The organism is Phenylobacterium soli, assembly GCF_003254475.1.
In the GTDB taxonomy this organism is placed as follows: Bacteria; Pseudomonadota; Alphaproteobacteria; order Caulobacterales; family Caulobacteraceae; genus Phenylobacterium; species Phenylobacterium soli.
Window position 1 is genome coordinate 71,019 of sequence record NZ_QFYQ01000001.1, and the last position, 12,282, is coordinate 83,300.

At 69.5% G+C, this 12,282-nt stretch carries 15 protein-coding genes; 11 read left to right on the plus strand and 4 right to left on the minus strand.

The features are described 5' to 3' along the window. Positions 1-7 precede the first annotated feature (7 nt). Together DJ017_RS00370 and DJ017_RS00375 are read left to right on the plus strand one after the other, a co-directional pair. Positions 8-1,033, plus strand: coding sequence for a phosphotransferase family protein (locus DJ017_RS00370; protein WP_111526846.1), 1,026 nt, complete (start codon positions 8-10; stop codon positions 1,031-1,033). Then, positions 1,030-1,413, plus strand: a complete 384-nt coding sequence (locus DJ017_RS00375) for a hypothetical protein (RefSeq protein WP_111526847.1) — start codon at positions 1,030-1,032, stop codon at positions 1,411-1,413. The genes DJ017_RS00370 and DJ017_RS00375 overlap by 4 nt, the downstream gene beginning before the upstream one ends. 9 nt (positions 1,414-1,422) lie before the next feature. Here the strand turns inward: DJ017_RS00375 and DJ017_RS00380 are convergent, their stop codons facing one another. The 4 genes from DJ017_RS00380 to DJ017_RS00395 are packed head-to-tail and all read right to left on the minus strand — an operon-like array spanning position 1,423 to position 4,741. Beyond that, complete coding sequence (locus tag DJ017_RS00380; protein ID WP_226999964.1) at positions 1,423-3,603, minus strand: penicillin acylase family protein; 2,181 nt, start codon at positions 3,601-3,603, stop codon at positions 1,423-1,425. Positions 3,604-3,660: 57 nt separating this feature from the next. Further along, positions 3,661-4,080 carry a DUF1810 domain-containing protein gene (locus DJ017_RS00385; RefSeq protein WP_111526849.1) on the minus strand — a complete coding sequence of 140 codons (420 nt, stop codon included), beginning with the start codon at positions 4,078-4,080 and terminating at the stop codon, positions 3,661-3,663. 8 nt (positions 4,081-4,088) lie between these two features. Continuing rightward, a complete protein-coding gene (locus DJ017_RS00390) occupies positions 4,089-4,436 on the minus strand; it encodes an antibiotic biosynthesis monooxygenase family protein (RefSeq protein WP_111526850.1) in 348 nt (115 codons plus the stop codon). Next, positions 4,433-4,741, minus strand: a complete 309-nt coding sequence (locus DJ017_RS00395) for an NIPSNAP family protein (RefSeq protein WP_111526851.1) — start codon at positions 4,739-4,741, stop codon at positions 4,433-4,435. The genes DJ017_RS00390 and DJ017_RS00395 overlap by 4 nt, the downstream gene beginning before the upstream one ends. A gap of 160 nt (positions 4,742-4,901) precedes the next feature. On the opposite strand from DJ017_RS00395, the gene DJ017_RS00400 reads away from it, so the two are divergent. From DJ017_RS00400 to DJ017_RS00435, 9 genes are all read left to right on the plus strand, one after another. Further along, positions 4,902-5,300, plus strand: coding sequence for a Zn-ribbon domain-containing OB-fold protein (locus DJ017_RS00400; protein ID WP_226999965.1), 399 nt, complete (start codon positions 4,902-4,904; stop codon positions 5,298-5,300). Positions 5,301-5,304: 4 nt separating this feature from the next. After that, positions 5,305-6,465: a thiolase C-terminal domain-containing protein gene (locus tag DJ017_RS00405; protein ID WP_111526853.1), complete on the plus strand. Its 1,161-nt coding sequence runs from the start codon at positions 5,305-5,307 to the stop codon at positions 6,463-6,465. A gap of 74 nt (positions 6,466-6,539) precedes the next feature. Continuing rightward, complete coding sequence (locus DJ017_RS00410) at positions 6,540-7,109, plus strand: c-type cytochrome (RefSeq protein WP_111526854.1); 570 nt, start codon at positions 6,540-6,542, stop codon at positions 7,107-7,109. After that, entirely contained in the window at positions 7,109-8,128 is a 1,020-nt protein-coding gene (gene coxB / locus DJ017_RS00415) for a cytochrome c oxidase subunit II (protein WP_111526855.1), read from the plus strand. The genes DJ017_RS00410 and coxB overlap by 1 nt, the downstream gene beginning before the upstream one ends. Continuing rightward, positions 8,125-10,053, plus strand: a complete 1,929-nt coding sequence (gene ctaD, locus DJ017_RS00420; protein WP_111526856.1) for a cytochrome c oxidase subunit I — start codon at positions 8,125-8,127, stop codon at positions 10,051-10,053. Before coxB ends, ctaD begins: the two co-directional genes overlap by 4 nt. Then, positions 10,050-10,655 carry a cytochrome c oxidase subunit 3 gene (locus tag DJ017_RS00425; RefSeq protein WP_111526857.1) on the plus strand — a complete coding sequence of 202 codons (606 nt, stop codon included), beginning with the start codon at positions 10,050-10,052 and terminating at the stop codon, positions 10,653-10,655. The genes ctaD and DJ017_RS00425 overlap by 4 nt, the downstream gene beginning before the upstream one ends. After that, positions 10,652-10,993, plus strand: coding sequence for a hypothetical protein (locus DJ017_RS20200; protein ID WP_165830482.1), 342 nt, complete (start codon positions 10,652-10,654; stop codon positions 10,991-10,993). Before DJ017_RS00425 ends, DJ017_RS20200 begins: the two co-directional genes overlap by 4 nt. 41 nt (positions 10,994-11,034) lie before the next feature. Next, positions 11,035-11,883, plus strand: a complete 849-nt coding sequence (locus tag DJ017_RS00430; protein ID WP_165830483.1) for a cytochrome c oxidase assembly protein — start codon at positions 11,035-11,037, stop codon at positions 11,881-11,883. Next, positions 11,876-12,280 (plus strand): c-type cytochrome, encoded by a 405-nt coding sequence (locus DJ017_RS00435; protein ID WP_111526859.1) that lies wholly within the window; start codon positions 11,876-11,878, stop codon positions 12,278-12,280. The genes DJ017_RS00430 and DJ017_RS00435 overlap by 8 nt, the downstream gene beginning before the upstream one ends. The last annotated feature ends 2 nt before the right edge of the window (positions 12,281-12,282 follow it).

Below are 12,282 nucleotides of genomic sequence, written 5' to 3' on the forward strand. Positions count from 1 at the left end.
ACCCAAAGTGTCCCATCCCCTCGCGCCGCGCGTCGCGGCCTATCTGGCGGCGAAGATGCCGCACGCCGCCGACGTCTCCGTGGAAGCCATGGAGCGGATCTCCGGCGGCGCCTCCCGGGAGACCTACCGCTTCCGCGCCACCTGGCAGGAGGACGGCAAGACGCACGAGCGCAAGATGATCCTGCGCCGCGATCCGCCGGCCTCGCTGATCGAGACCGAGCGGCGCGTGGAGTTCGAAGCCTATCGCGCCTTCTTCGGCTCGGCCGTTCCTGTGCCGGAGATGCTGTGGCTGGAGGAGGACGAGGCCCACCTCGACCATCCGTTCTTCATCGCCGCCGAGGTGGCCGGCTTCCAGGCCTCGCCGCAGACGCTGTTCGCCGGCGGCTATGATGCCGTTCTCGAGACGGTCGCGGAGCGCAAGTGGACGATCCTTGGCGAGATCGCCAGGGCCGACCCCCGCGAGACCGGTCTGCCCGCCGTGCTCGAGGCCCCGGCGCTGGACGCCTGCTGGAAGCGCGAGCTCGACTACTGGGAGGGGATGATCGACCGTGACGAGGCCGAGCCCATGCCGATCGTCCGCGCGGCGATCCGCTGGCTGCGGGCCAACCCGCCGCCCCCGGCCCAGAAGCTCTCCGTCGTCCACGGCGACTACCGGACCGGCAACTTCCTCTATGACGAGGCCGGGGAGATCCATGGCGTCCTCGACTGGGAGATGGCCCACCTCGGCGATCCGCTGGAGGACTTGGCCTGGGGCCTCAACCCGGTGTGGGAGTTCGGCCGCGGCCTGGCCGGCGGGCTGATCGACCAGTCCAAGGCCGTCGCCATCTGGGAGCGCGCCAGCGGCCTGAAGGCCGATCCCAAGGCGCTGCACTGGTGGATCCTCTTCAACTGCGTGAAGGGCCAGGGGATCTGGGTCGGCTCGGCCGGGGCGTTCAACCGCGGCGGCAACCGCGAGCCGATCATGATCTATCCCGCCTGGTGGCTCCTGAACGCGCAGGACCGCGCCATCCTCAAGGTGATGGGGAAGCTATGAACCCGCCCGTTCCCGCCGTCCTGATGCAGCTCGCCGCCATCGTCGGGCGCAACGCCATGCCCGGCGTGCCCGAGCCCGAGCGCGCCAGCGACCTGGGCCTGACGGCCATGCTGCTGGCCCTCGCCGCCGAGGTCTGGGACACCGCCGCCCACCGGCTGGTGGAGGAGAACCGCTCGCTGCGCGTCCTGCTGGACGACAGCGGCGAGGACCAGGACCTCCGCGTCTCCGTGCTCCAAAAGGAGAACGAGCGGCTGCGGGCCAAGCTGATCGAGGCGCATGTGGCCGCCGAGAAGGCCGGCGACACACGGCGCGAACAGGCGATCTGGGCCGAGCTGCGCGCGTCCACCGAGCGTCGCAAGCTGTCGGTCAGCATCGTCTGAGGGTGCTCCCTAGAGGCCCTCGCCGGGCCGATAGGTGCGCTCGACGTGTCCCTTGAGCTGCTCGGGCCAGAAATAGACCTCGCGCAGGTCGCCGCCGGCGTAGCGGCCCGCCTGGTCGTTGAAATGCGGGTCGCCGGGATGGCCGCTCTCGCCGCCCGCGGTGACGGCGTAGGCGTGGACCTTGGGCCCGAACTCGACCACCGCCACGAAGCTGTTGCCGCGTGTGCCGTAGTACCGCTTCGTATTGGGGTAGCGCTGGGCCCCGAACGAGGCGAGCGAGCCCCATTGAGCCGAGGTGAAGGGCACCGGCAGGCTCGGTTTGGCGTCGTCAAAGTGCGGGACGATGGAATCGTCCAGCCGCTGGAAGCGGTTGATTTCGCCCCACGGCGTCTTCCATGAGCCGAAGTCGGTGGTCAGCCGGTCCGAAGCCTCGGCCAGGGCCTGCAGCACGTCCTGACGGGTCAGGCGCGTGGCCATGTAGTCGTAGACGTCGACCCCCTCGCGCTTGGCGAGCGGCGCGGCCTTGGCCCACAGGCCCTCGCCCCAGAACACAGCGAGCGAGGTTTCCGTCGAGGCGGCGGCCCAGCGCCGGTCCCAGCTTTCGAGCGCGGCCACCTGGTCCTTCACCCGGGTCTTCAGGGGATCGCCCTCCGGCGTGGCGTCGTAGGCGGCCTTCAGCGCGGGGATCAGTCGGTCGAACGCGGGCAGGTCCGGATCGAACGCCGCCTCGATGAGGCTCTTGAGGGTGAAGTCCGATCGCTTCGACAACACCCGCGCGGCGTGGACGCCGCGGGGGTTCTCGCCGAACTGGTCCATGTAGCGCGGGAAGGCCGCCTTCTTCGGGCTGTCGGGGCCCGCCGCGTTCCAGGGTTCGTCGTTGGTGTTGAAGATCCAGCCGCTCTTCGGGTTGAGCACCCGGGGCGCGTCGGCGAGCGGCGTGAGGCCGCGCCAGTCGGTGGCCGGGTCCGCGCCGTCGACGGGCTTGGTGTAGTCGAACCGGTCGTCCCGCAGCGGGATGAACTGCGGGTGCAGATAGGCCACCTCGCCCTTGTCGTCGGCGAAGAGGGTGTTGTTGGAGGAGTTGGCCTTGAGCTCGGCGACCTTCAGGTAGGAGGCGTAGTCACGCGCCCTGGTGCGCAGCCACGATTGCTGAAGGGCCGGCAGCGGTCGGTTCATCAGCGCCATGGCGATCCACTTCTCGCCCTCGGCCCGCACGATCGGCCCGTGATGGGTGAAGTAGGCGGTGAAGGCGCGCCGCGAGAGCCCGCCGCCCGCGTCCTTGTAGGGAACCACGATGGTCCTGGCGCGCACCGGCCGCAGCTCGGAGCCGTAGCGGTAGAAGAGCTTGCCGTCCTTCTTCACGACGGTCTCGGCGAACTCGTCGACCACATCGGCGCCCGTGGAGGTGTGCATCCAGCCGACGTGGCGGTTGAAGCCCTGGTAGATGAAGAATTGGCCCCAGGTCACCGCGCCATAGGCGTCCAGGCCTTCGTCGCTCGCTATCTGTAGCTCGGAGCGGAAGAAGAAGGAGGTGTGCGGGTTGATCAGCAGCAGCGCGTGGCCGTCCTTGGTCCGCGAGGGCGCGATGGCGAAGCCGTTCGAGCCCGTCGGCTCGATGTAGCGGCCGTCCGGAGCGGGCCGCGTCCAGGCCAGGTGGTCGCCGCCGTAGAAGGCCTTCAGCCCCTCGAGATCGGCGCGCTCGATGTCCGGTCCGATGCTGCCCTCGGAGAAGGAGAGCGCCATCCAGGGCTCGAAGCGCCGGATGACCTTCGGCTTCACCTCGGGATGGGTGGCCAGGTAGTAGTTGAGCCCGTCGGCCCAGCCGTCCATCAGCGCCTTGAGCCAGGCCGGGCTCCTGGCGTAGTCGGCCTTCAGTTCCACGGGATCGACGATGAGCTTCATCCGCAGGTCCTTCCAGACCGCGGCAGGTCCCTCGGCTTCGGCCGAACGGCCCAGGGATTCGATGTAGTTGGTCTCGACCCGGTTGAAGTCGTCCTCGGCCTGGGCGTAGGCCATGCCGAACACCGCCTGCCGGTCGGTGTGGCCATGGACGTGGGCGACGCCCCAGTCGTCGCGCGTGATGGTGACCGCCGCGGCCTCGGCCTTCTGGCGCGCGAGCTCCGCATTGGGCGCGGCGATCGCCGGCGCCGCCAGCATCGCGATGAGGACTCCGAAGACAGCCTTACGCACGCCGCGCTCCCCCTAGGTCATGACATGCTCAGGCTTAGCAGCCGCGGCCGGCCGCGCCTATCGCCCGAGCAAGCGCAGGGTCGCCGGGTCCGGCGCGCCGCTGAAGTAGGTGTCGAGCGCGGCCTGGAAAGCCCGCTCTTCGGGCGCCGCTTCCCGGAACAGGGTCATCGAGGAGCGGAACTTCATGTCGTCCGGGCTGCCGAAGATGGCGTGGGCGGTTCGCCCCTGCACGCCGTTCACCGCCGCCGTGCATTCCACCAGCCGGGGCCCAAGCACCGGATGAGCCAGGTAGGCCTTCGCCTCCGCCAGGGAGGCGATCGCGTAGAACTGCGCCGTCGGACTGAGGCCCAGGCCCGCGATCTGCGGGAACACGAACCACATCCAGTGGCTGCGCTTGGCGCCCGCGCGCAGCTCCGCCAGGGCGCCCGGGTAGACGCTCGCCTGGGCGTCGACGAAGCGTTGCAGGTCGAAGGCCATGGCCGCCTCTAGGCTTGGTGAAACGCCCGCGAATCCTCCGGCGCCTGGTCACGCGCGTCCATCCCATAGTCGCGGACCACGGCCGCGACCCGCAGCCGATAGTCGGCGAAGACGCCGCCGCGGCCTGCGCCCTGGGCCTTTCGATGATCGGCGCGCGCCCGCCAGTCCGCCACCGCCGCCTCGTCGCGCCAGAACGACAGCGAGAGGAGCTTGCCGGGCTGGGTGAGGCTCTCGAACCGTTCGATGGAGATGAAGCCGTCGATCGTCGAAAGCTGCGGGGCCAGGGCGGCGGCGATGTCGAGATAGGTCTCGCGCCGCCCCTCGGCGGGCGCGACCTCGAAAATCACTGCGATCATGGGGCGACCGGGGTCAGGAAGGTGCGGGTCTCCTCGAGGATGAAGCGGCCCCGCTGCGCCATCTCGAAATTGGCGCGTCCCGCCGGGTCCGTCTTCAGGCGGGCGCGATAGGCCTCGTAGGCCGCCAGGCTGTCGAAGGAGATCAGCGCCAGGGCCACGTTGTTCGTGCCCTCGTGCGGCAGGAAGTAGCCCAGCAGGTCGCCGCCGCAGGCCGGAATGATGCTCAGCCAGTTGCGGGCGTAGGCCTCGAAGGCGTCCTTCTGGAAGGGATCGATCACATAGCGGATGCAGCAGGTGACGGTCATCGGGTCCTCCGTGGGGGAGGCGGTGCATTAGCCCCAGGCCGCCGGCCGATGGTTCAGGCCCCGCTGAAACGTCGGCGGCTCGACAAGCGGCGCGGGCTCGGCTTTGCTGCGCGACCTTAAACCCAAGACCTTTTTTCAGGACCTATTGATGCCACCACGGATGCTGCCTGAGCCCACGCCGGAGACCCGGCATTTCTGGGACGGGTGCAGGGAGGGCGAGCTTCGCCTTCAGCGCTGCACCGAATGCGACGGCGGGAGCTACTTCCCGCCTCGGCCCTTCTGCCCCAAGTGCGGCAGCCGCAAAGTCGAGGTCTTCAAGGCCTCCGGACGCGGCGTGCTGTGGTCCTATGTGATCAACCACCGGCCCCGCCCGGACATGGGCGACCAGCCCTACGCCATCGCTGTGGTGAAGCTGGAGGAAGGCCCGAAGATGATGACCAACATCGTCGGCTGCCCCCAGACGCCGGAGGCCCTGCCGCTCGACCTGCCGGTGAGGGTCACCTTCGCCAAGCAGAACGACGACATCAGCCTTCCCTTCTTCGAACCGGCGGGGGCGTGAACCCATGAAGCAGAAATCCGTCGCGGTCGTCGGCGCCGCCGAGACCACCAAGATGGGCAAGATCCCGGACGTCTCCGTGATCGGCCTGCACGCTGACGCAGCCCTCAACGCCATGGCCGACGCCGGCCTGAAGCCGTCGGACATCGACGGCGTGGCAACCGCCGGCATCAGCCCCGTCGAGCTCGCCCACTACCTGGGCATCACCCCGACCTACGCCGACGGCACGAGCGTCGGCGGCTGCTCCTTCATGCTGCACGTCCGGCACGCCGCCGCGGCGATCAACGAGGGTCTGGCTAAGACCATCCTGATCACCCACGGCGAGAGCGGCCGTTCGCGCGTGGGCGCCGGCGGCTTCGGCCGTTCGCCGTCGAGCCTGATGGGCCAGTTCGAGATGCCCTACGGCGTGACCAGCCCGCCGACCATGTTCACCGTCCCGGTGCTCCGTTACCTGAAGGAGCGCGGCTACACCGAGGAAGACCTCGCCCAGGTTGCGGTGGTCCAGCGCGAGTGGGCGGCCAAGAACCCGCGGGCGACCTTCAAGGACCCGATCACCGTCGACGACGTGCTGAACTCGCCGATGATCGCCTGGCCGTTCCGCCTGCTGATGTGCTGCCTCGTCACCGACGGCGGCGGGGCGCTGATCCTGACCTCGGCCGATCGGGCCAAGGACTTCCCGCAGAAGCCGGTCTACGTCCTCGGCACGGGCGAGAGCGTCGAGACGCCGATGGTCAGCCAGATGGAGGACTTCACCACCTCCAAGGCGTTCCGTGTCTCGGGGAAGAAGGCCTTCGACGAGGCGGGCATCAGCCACAAGGACGTGGATCACCTGATGATCTACGACGCCTTCGCCCACCTGCCGCTCTACGGCCTGGAGGACCTCGGTTTCTGCAAGCCCGGCGAGGCGGCGGCGTTCATCCGCGAGGGGAACACCCGGCCGCCTTCAAATGGAAAACCAGGGGGCAAGCTGCCGCTGAACACCAACGGCGGTGGGCTGTCCTACATGCACTCGGGCATGTACGGCATGTACGCCTTGCAGGAGAGCGTCAGGCAGATGCGCGGCATCGCTCCGGCCCAGGTGCCGGGCGCGAAGATCAGCATCGCGCACGGCGTCGGCGGCATGTTCGCGGCTTCCGGCACCATCGTCTTCTCCAACGAAGCGCCCTGACCGGCGAGCGATAACCCACCCTCCTCCGGGAACACGGCCGAGCTCTGCGAGTTGGTCTGTCCCGGAGGAGACGCATGGGTGTGCTCGCGCGCGCGATCAGCATTGCGCCGGCGGTGGCCGCGCTGACGCTTGGCGCCTGTAACCGCGAAGCGCGGGACCTGAAGCCGACGCCGACCGCCGAGACCGGTCCGCACGCCGTCAGCGTCAGCGACCTCTATCCGGGGCCGGTCCCCTCGCCGACGCCCGACGATCCCCGCGCCCAGGAGTACGAAGGCAACGCCTTCCACATCGCCAACGGGCAGCGGTACTTCAAATGGTTCAACTGCGTGGGCTGCCACTTCAACGGCGGCGGCGGCATCGGCCCGCCGCTGATGGACGAGACGTGGCGCTACGGCGGCAAGATGGAGCAGATCTACGCCTCCATCTCGCAAGGGCGGCCGAACGGGATGCCCTCCTTCAAGGACAAGATCCCCGAGGCGCAGATCTGGGAGATCGCCGCCTACGTCCGCTCGCTGTCGGGTGAGGCGAACAAGATCGCCGCGCCCAGCCGGCAGGACGCCATCCGCTCGACGCCGCCGATCAACAACGCCGACGCCAAGCCTCAGGCGGGCGACGCTGCGGCCGTCAAGGCGGGCGGCGGCTGATGAGGCGCTGGGGGAAAACCCTCGCGGCCGCGGGCCTGGCAAGCTGCCTCGCCGGCTGCCGCGGCGTCCAGACGATGCTCGATCCGGCCGCCGACCAGTCGCGGCACATCGACCTGATTTGGCGCACCATGCTCGGCGTCTGCGGGGTGATGTACCTGCTGGTGCTGGCCTTCCTCGCCTGGGCCCTGTGGCGGGCCCGCCAGCGGCGCGCCGAGCCGGACACCCCGGCCGTGGGCGAGACGGCGGCCGACGACCTGCTGTCCCGCGGCCTGACCGGATGGATCGCCCTGATCGTCGCCGGGCTGGTGCTGCTCACCACCGTGAGCTTCCTGGTCGACCGCAGCCTGGCCGAGGTCGGGCCCGACCCGCTGCGCATCAAGGTGACGGCGAACCAGTGGTGGTGGCAGGTGGACTACCGCGGGCAAGGCCCGTCCGAAAACTTCACCACCGCCAACGTGCTGCACCTGCCGGTGAACCGGCCGGCCGTCATCGAGCTGCAGGCGAACGACGTCATCCACTCCTTCTGGGTGCCCAACCTGTCCGGCAAGACCGACCTGATCCCGGGGCGCACCAATTACATGGCGATCACGCCGCGCCGCGTCGGCTCTTTCCGCGGCCAGTGCGCCGAGTTCTGCGGCTTCGAACACGCCAAGATGGCCTTCGACGTGCAGGTCGACGATCCCAAGACCTTCGAGGCCTGGCGCCAGCGGCAGGTGGCCTCGGCGGTTGACCCGAAGGACTTCGAGGCCATCGAGGGCAAGCAGGTCTTCACCTCCAAGGCCTGCGTCATGTGCCATCGCATCCAGGGGACCGACGCCGGCGGGACGGTCGGCCCCGACCTGACTCACCTGATGAGCCGCGCCCACATCGCGGCGGGCACGCGGCCGAACACGCGCGGCGACCTGCAGGCCTGGATCGCCGATCCGCAAGGGGTGAAGCCGGGCACGAGTATGCCGCGGGTGGCGCTGTCGTCCGACGAGCTGAACGCGGTGGTGAGCTATCTGGAGACGCTGAAATGAGCGCGGCCGAGACCAGCGCCGCACCCGCCGCCGAGACCGAGCGGCTGGCTCGCACCTGGGCGACGCCGCCGGGCCTCTGGGGCTGGCTGACCACCGTCGATCCCAAGGAGATCGGCAAGCGCTACATCGTCACCGCCATCGGTTTCTTTGTGCTCGCCGGCCTGCTGGCGGCGGTGATGCGCGCCCAGCTGGCGCGGCCGGAGAGCGGCCTGATCAGCCCCGACCGCTACAACCAGATCTTCACCATGCACGGCACGACGATGATGTTCCTGTTCGCCGTGCCGATCATGGAGGCCATGGGCCTCTACCTGGTGCCGCTGATGGTCGGCTCGCGATCCATGGCGTTCCCGCGGCTCAACGCCTTCAGCTACTGGATGTACCTGGCGGGCGGCCTCTTCCTCTGGATCGGCTTCGTCATGAACGTCGGGCCCGACGTGGGCTGGTTCGCCTACGTGCCGCTCTCCGGGCCGGAGTATGGGGCGGGCAAGCGCGCCGACTTCTGGGCCCAGATGATCACCTTCACCGAGGTCTCGGGCATGGCCGCCGCCGCCTCGACGGCCACCACCATCTTCAAGATGCGCGCGCCTGGCATGACGCTCGCCCGCATGCCGCTGTTCGTCTGGGCGCAGCTCGTCACCGCCTTCATGATCATGCTGGCCATGCCGGCGGTCATGCTGGCCTCGAGCTTCCTGATCTCGGACCGGCTGATCGGCACCCACTTCTACAACTACGCCGAGGGCGGCTCGACCCTGCTCTACCAGCACCTCTTCTGGTTCTTCGGCCACCCGGAGGTATACATCATCTTCCTGCCGGGCCTGGGCATGGTCAGCGAGATCACCCAGACCTTCTGCCGGCGTTCGGTGTTCGGCTATCCGGCCATCGTCCTGTCGCTGCTCGCCACCGGCTTCCTCGCCTTCGGCCTGTGGGTCCACCACATGTTCGCGACGGGCCTGCCGCACATGGGCGACAGCTTCTACACCGCCGCCTCGATGACCATCGCCCTGCCCTCGGGCGTGCAGATCTTCTGCTGGCTGGCGACCATGTGGGACGGCAAGCCGCGACTGGCGACGCCGATGCTGTTCGTCGTCGGCTTCATCATCACCTTCGTGATGGGCGGACTGTCCGGCGTGATGCTGGCCTCGGTGCCCTTGGACACCCAGGTGCACGACACCTACTTCGTCGTCGCCCACTTCCACTATGTGCTGATCGGCGGCGCGGTCTTCCCGCTGCTCGGCGGCCTCTACTACTGGTTCCCGAAGGCGATCGGACGGATGCCGAACGAACGCGCCGGCAAGCTCAGCTTCTGGCTCATCTTCCTCGGCTTCCACACGGCCTTCTTCCCCATGCACATCCTCGGGCTCTGGGGCATGCCGCGGCGGGTCTGGACCTATCCGCAGGACATGGGCTGGGGCGGGCTCAACCTGCTCTCCACGCTCGGCGCCTATGTGCTGGCCACAGGCGTCCTGGTCTACCTCGTGAACTTCGCAATGGCTTACCGGCGCGGACGGATCGCGGGACCCAATCCCTGGGGCGGCGGCGGACTGGAGTGGGCCACTGCCTCGCCGCCGCCGTCGTACAATCTCCCGCGCCCGCCGGTGGTGGAAGGGCGCGAGCCGCTGTGGATGTCCCCGGGCGGGCCGGCGACGCTTCAGGGGCTCAGCGTCGAACACCGCGAGGTGCTGCTGACTGGCCTCGTCGACGCCGAGCCCGACGTGCGCCACGGCTCGCCCGAGCCCAGCATCTGGCCGTTCATCACCACCCTCTCGGTGTCCGTGCTGTTCGTCGGCTCGGTCTTCGACGAATGGTGGCTGGTCTGGGGTTCGATCCCCTTCGCCCTCTGCATCCTCGGCTGGTTCTGGCCCAAGAAGGGCCATTCGAAGCGCATCGGCGCAGCCGAGAAGAACATCCCCGGAGCCCTCGCATGAAGGCGCCGCGGGGACTGGACCTCTCGACGCTGCCGGCCTCCGGCTTCCGGAGCCACAGCCTCTGGTACTGGGCCGGGTGCGCCTTCATGCTGATGGAGAGCGCCGGCTTCGCCCTGGGCTGCGCGGCCTACGTCTATCTGATGAACGCCAACAGCCAGTGGCCCCTCGCCACCTCGGCCCCCGACCTCTTCTGGGGCACGGCCCAGACCGTGCTGCTGCTGGTCAGCCTCTACCCCACGATCCTGCTGTCGCGCGCCTCGCGGCGGCTGGATCGGGCCGCGACGCGCAAGCTGGCCGTGATCGTCGCCATCCTGAACGCCATCTGCCTCGTCATCCGCGCCTTCGAGTTCCCGCACCTCAACACCCGCTGGGACCAGGACGCCTATGGCTCGGTCACCTGGGCGCTGATGCTGCTGCACACGGTCCACCTGATCACCGACTTCGTGGACACCGGCTTCCTGACCGTCTTCCTCTTCACGCACCCGGTGAGCAGCGAACGGCTCTCCGACGTGGACGACGACGCCGTCTACTGGAGCTTCGTGGTCGCCACCTGGCTGCCGATCTACCTTCTCGTCTACTGGGCGCCGAGGTGGGCCCCATGACCCCCGAGCTCCGCCGATCCCCCTGGACCCCATGGACGGGCCTGTTCGCCGGCGCCGCCGCCTGGTTCGCCCACCAGCAGTTCGGCGCCAACGCCAACTACTGGGATTGCCACTTCGGCGGCGTGCTCTGGACCCTGCTGCTGGCCGCCGTCTGCGGCCTGGTGACGATCGCCGGCGGATGGATGTCCTGGACCGCCCGCGCGGCGGGCAGGGGAGAGGAGCGCTCCGACACCCGGCGCTTTTCCGCTGCGGTGGGCGCGGCGACCGCCGCCATCTTCTTCCTGGCCATCCTGTTCGGGACCCTCGCCAGCCTGATCGTGCCGGCGTGCGCGCGATGAGACGGCCGGCGCCCCGCCTGCTCCTGTGCCTTGTCCTCGCCGTGTCGGCCCGCCCGGCGCTGGCCCACACGGCGAGCGTGGAGCCACACCGCTGGCCGGGTCCCGAGCCCTGGATGCTGATCCCGATGCTGGTCGCCGTGGGGCTTCACGCGACGGGCTTCCTGCGCCTGCGCCGCCGCTCAGGGCCCGGTCGCGGCGAGCTCGACCGGCGCGGCCGTCTGTTCGCCGCGGGTATGATCGTGCTGGGTGGCGCGACCCTGACCCCGCTGCATGCGCTCGGCGCCCGTTCCTTCACGGCCCACATGGTCGAGCACGAGCTGATCATGCTCGCCGCCGCGCCCCTGCTCGTTCTCGCCCGGCCGCTGGGCGTGCTGCTCTGGGCCTTCCCGGCGGCGGCGCGCCGGGGCTTGGCCGAGGTCGCGCGCAACGATGCGGCCGCCGGAGCCTGGCGGACGATCACCGACCCGGTGCTCGCCACGGTGCTGCAGGCGGCGGCGCTGTGGATCTGGCACCTGCCCTCGCTGTTCGACCTGGCCCTCCGGTCGGAGGCCTGGCACGCGGCCCAGCACCTCAGTTTCTTCATCGCCGCCCTGCTCTTCTGGCAGGCCATGCTGTCGCCGCGCCGCAGCCCGTGGATGGCGGCGGCCCTGCTGTTCGTCACCTCCATGGCGACCGGCGCGCTCGGCGCCTTCATGGCGCTGTCGGAAAGCCCCTGGTATGGGCCCTACGCCGCCCTCGGCCTGGCCGCCTTCGGCCTGACGCCGAGCCAGGACCAGCAGCTGGCAGGCGTGCTGATGTGGGCGCCGGGCGGCCTGTTCCACGCCCTGATCGCGGTGCTGCTGCTGGCGCCGGCGCTGCGCAACGCGCCACGGGAGGCGGCCCATGGCTAGGGGACCGACACTGGCCGGCTTCGCCGTGCTGGCGGTGCTGATCGCGGGAGGCGGCTTCGTCGCCAATCAGATCGACGCGCACCGCCGCCTCGACCGGAAGGTTCATGTGCTGACCGGCGGCGATCCCGCTGCGGGGCGCGATACGCTCGCCAGGCTGTCGTGCGGCGGCTGCCACGAGATTCCCGGCGTCCACGGCGCGGCCGGACGGGTCGGCCCGCCCCTGACCCATTTCGCGGGGCGCGCCTTCATCGGCGGGCGGGCGAACAATACGCCGGCGAACCTGGTCCGCTGGATCCAGGACCCGCACCAGTTCGACCCGCAGAGCGCCATGCCGCCCACCGGCGCCTCCGACCAGCAGGCGCGGGACATGGCGGCCTACCTTTACACCTTGCAGTAGGC

What these genes read in the sequence shown, in the direction of transcription:
- DJ017_RS00375 (WP_111526847.1), top strand. Translation starts at nt 1,030, where the DNA reads ATGAACCCGCCCGTTCCCGCCGTCCTGATGCAGCTCGCCGCCATCGTC.
- DJ017_RS00385 (WP_111526849.1), bottom strand. Translation starts at nt 4,080, where the DNA reads ATGGCCTTCGACCTGCAACGCTTCGTCGACGCCCAGGCGAGCGTCTAC.
- DJ017_RS00390 (WP_111526850.1), bottom strand. Translation starts at nt 4,436, where the DNA reads ATGATCGCAGTGATTTTCGAGGTCGCGCCCGCCGAGGGGCGGCGCGAG.
- DJ017_RS00395 (WP_111526851.1), bottom strand. Translation starts at nt 4,741, where the DNA reads ATGACCGTCACCTGCTGCATCCGCTATGTGATCGATCCCTTCCAGAAG.
- DJ017_RS00400 (WP_226999965.1), top strand. Translation starts at nt 4,902, where the DNA reads ATGCTGCCTGAGCCCACGCCGGAGACCCGGCATTTCTGGGACGGGTGC.
- DJ017_RS00405 (WP_111526853.1), top strand. Translation starts at nt 5,305, where the DNA reads ATGAAGCAGAAATCCGTCGCGGTCGTCGGCGCCGCCGAGACCACCAAG.
- DJ017_RS00410 (WP_111526854.1), top strand. Translation starts at nt 6,540, where the DNA reads ATGGGTGTGCTCGCGCGCGCGATCAGCATTGCGCCGGCGGTGGCCGCG.
- coxB (WP_111526855.1), top strand. Translation starts at nt 7,109, where the DNA reads ATGAGGCGCTGGGGGAAAACCCTCGCGGCCGCGGGCCTGGCAAGCTGC.
- ctaD (WP_111526856.1), top strand. Translation starts at nt 8,125, where the DNA reads ATGAGCGCGGCCGAGACCAGCGCCGCACCCGCCGCCGAGACCGAGCGG.
- DJ017_RS00425 (WP_111526857.1), top strand. Translation starts at nt 10,050, where the DNA reads ATGAAGGCGCCGCGGGGACTGGACCTCTCGACGCTGCCGGCCTCCGGC.
- DJ017_RS20200 (WP_165830482.1), top strand. Translation starts at nt 10,652, where the DNA reads ATGACCCCCGAGCTCCGCCGATCCCCCTGGACCCCATGGACGGGCCTG.
- DJ017_RS00435 (WP_111526859.1), top strand. Translation starts at nt 11,876, where the DNA reads ATGGCTAGGGGACCGACACTGGCCGGCTTCGCCGTGCTGGCGGTGCTG.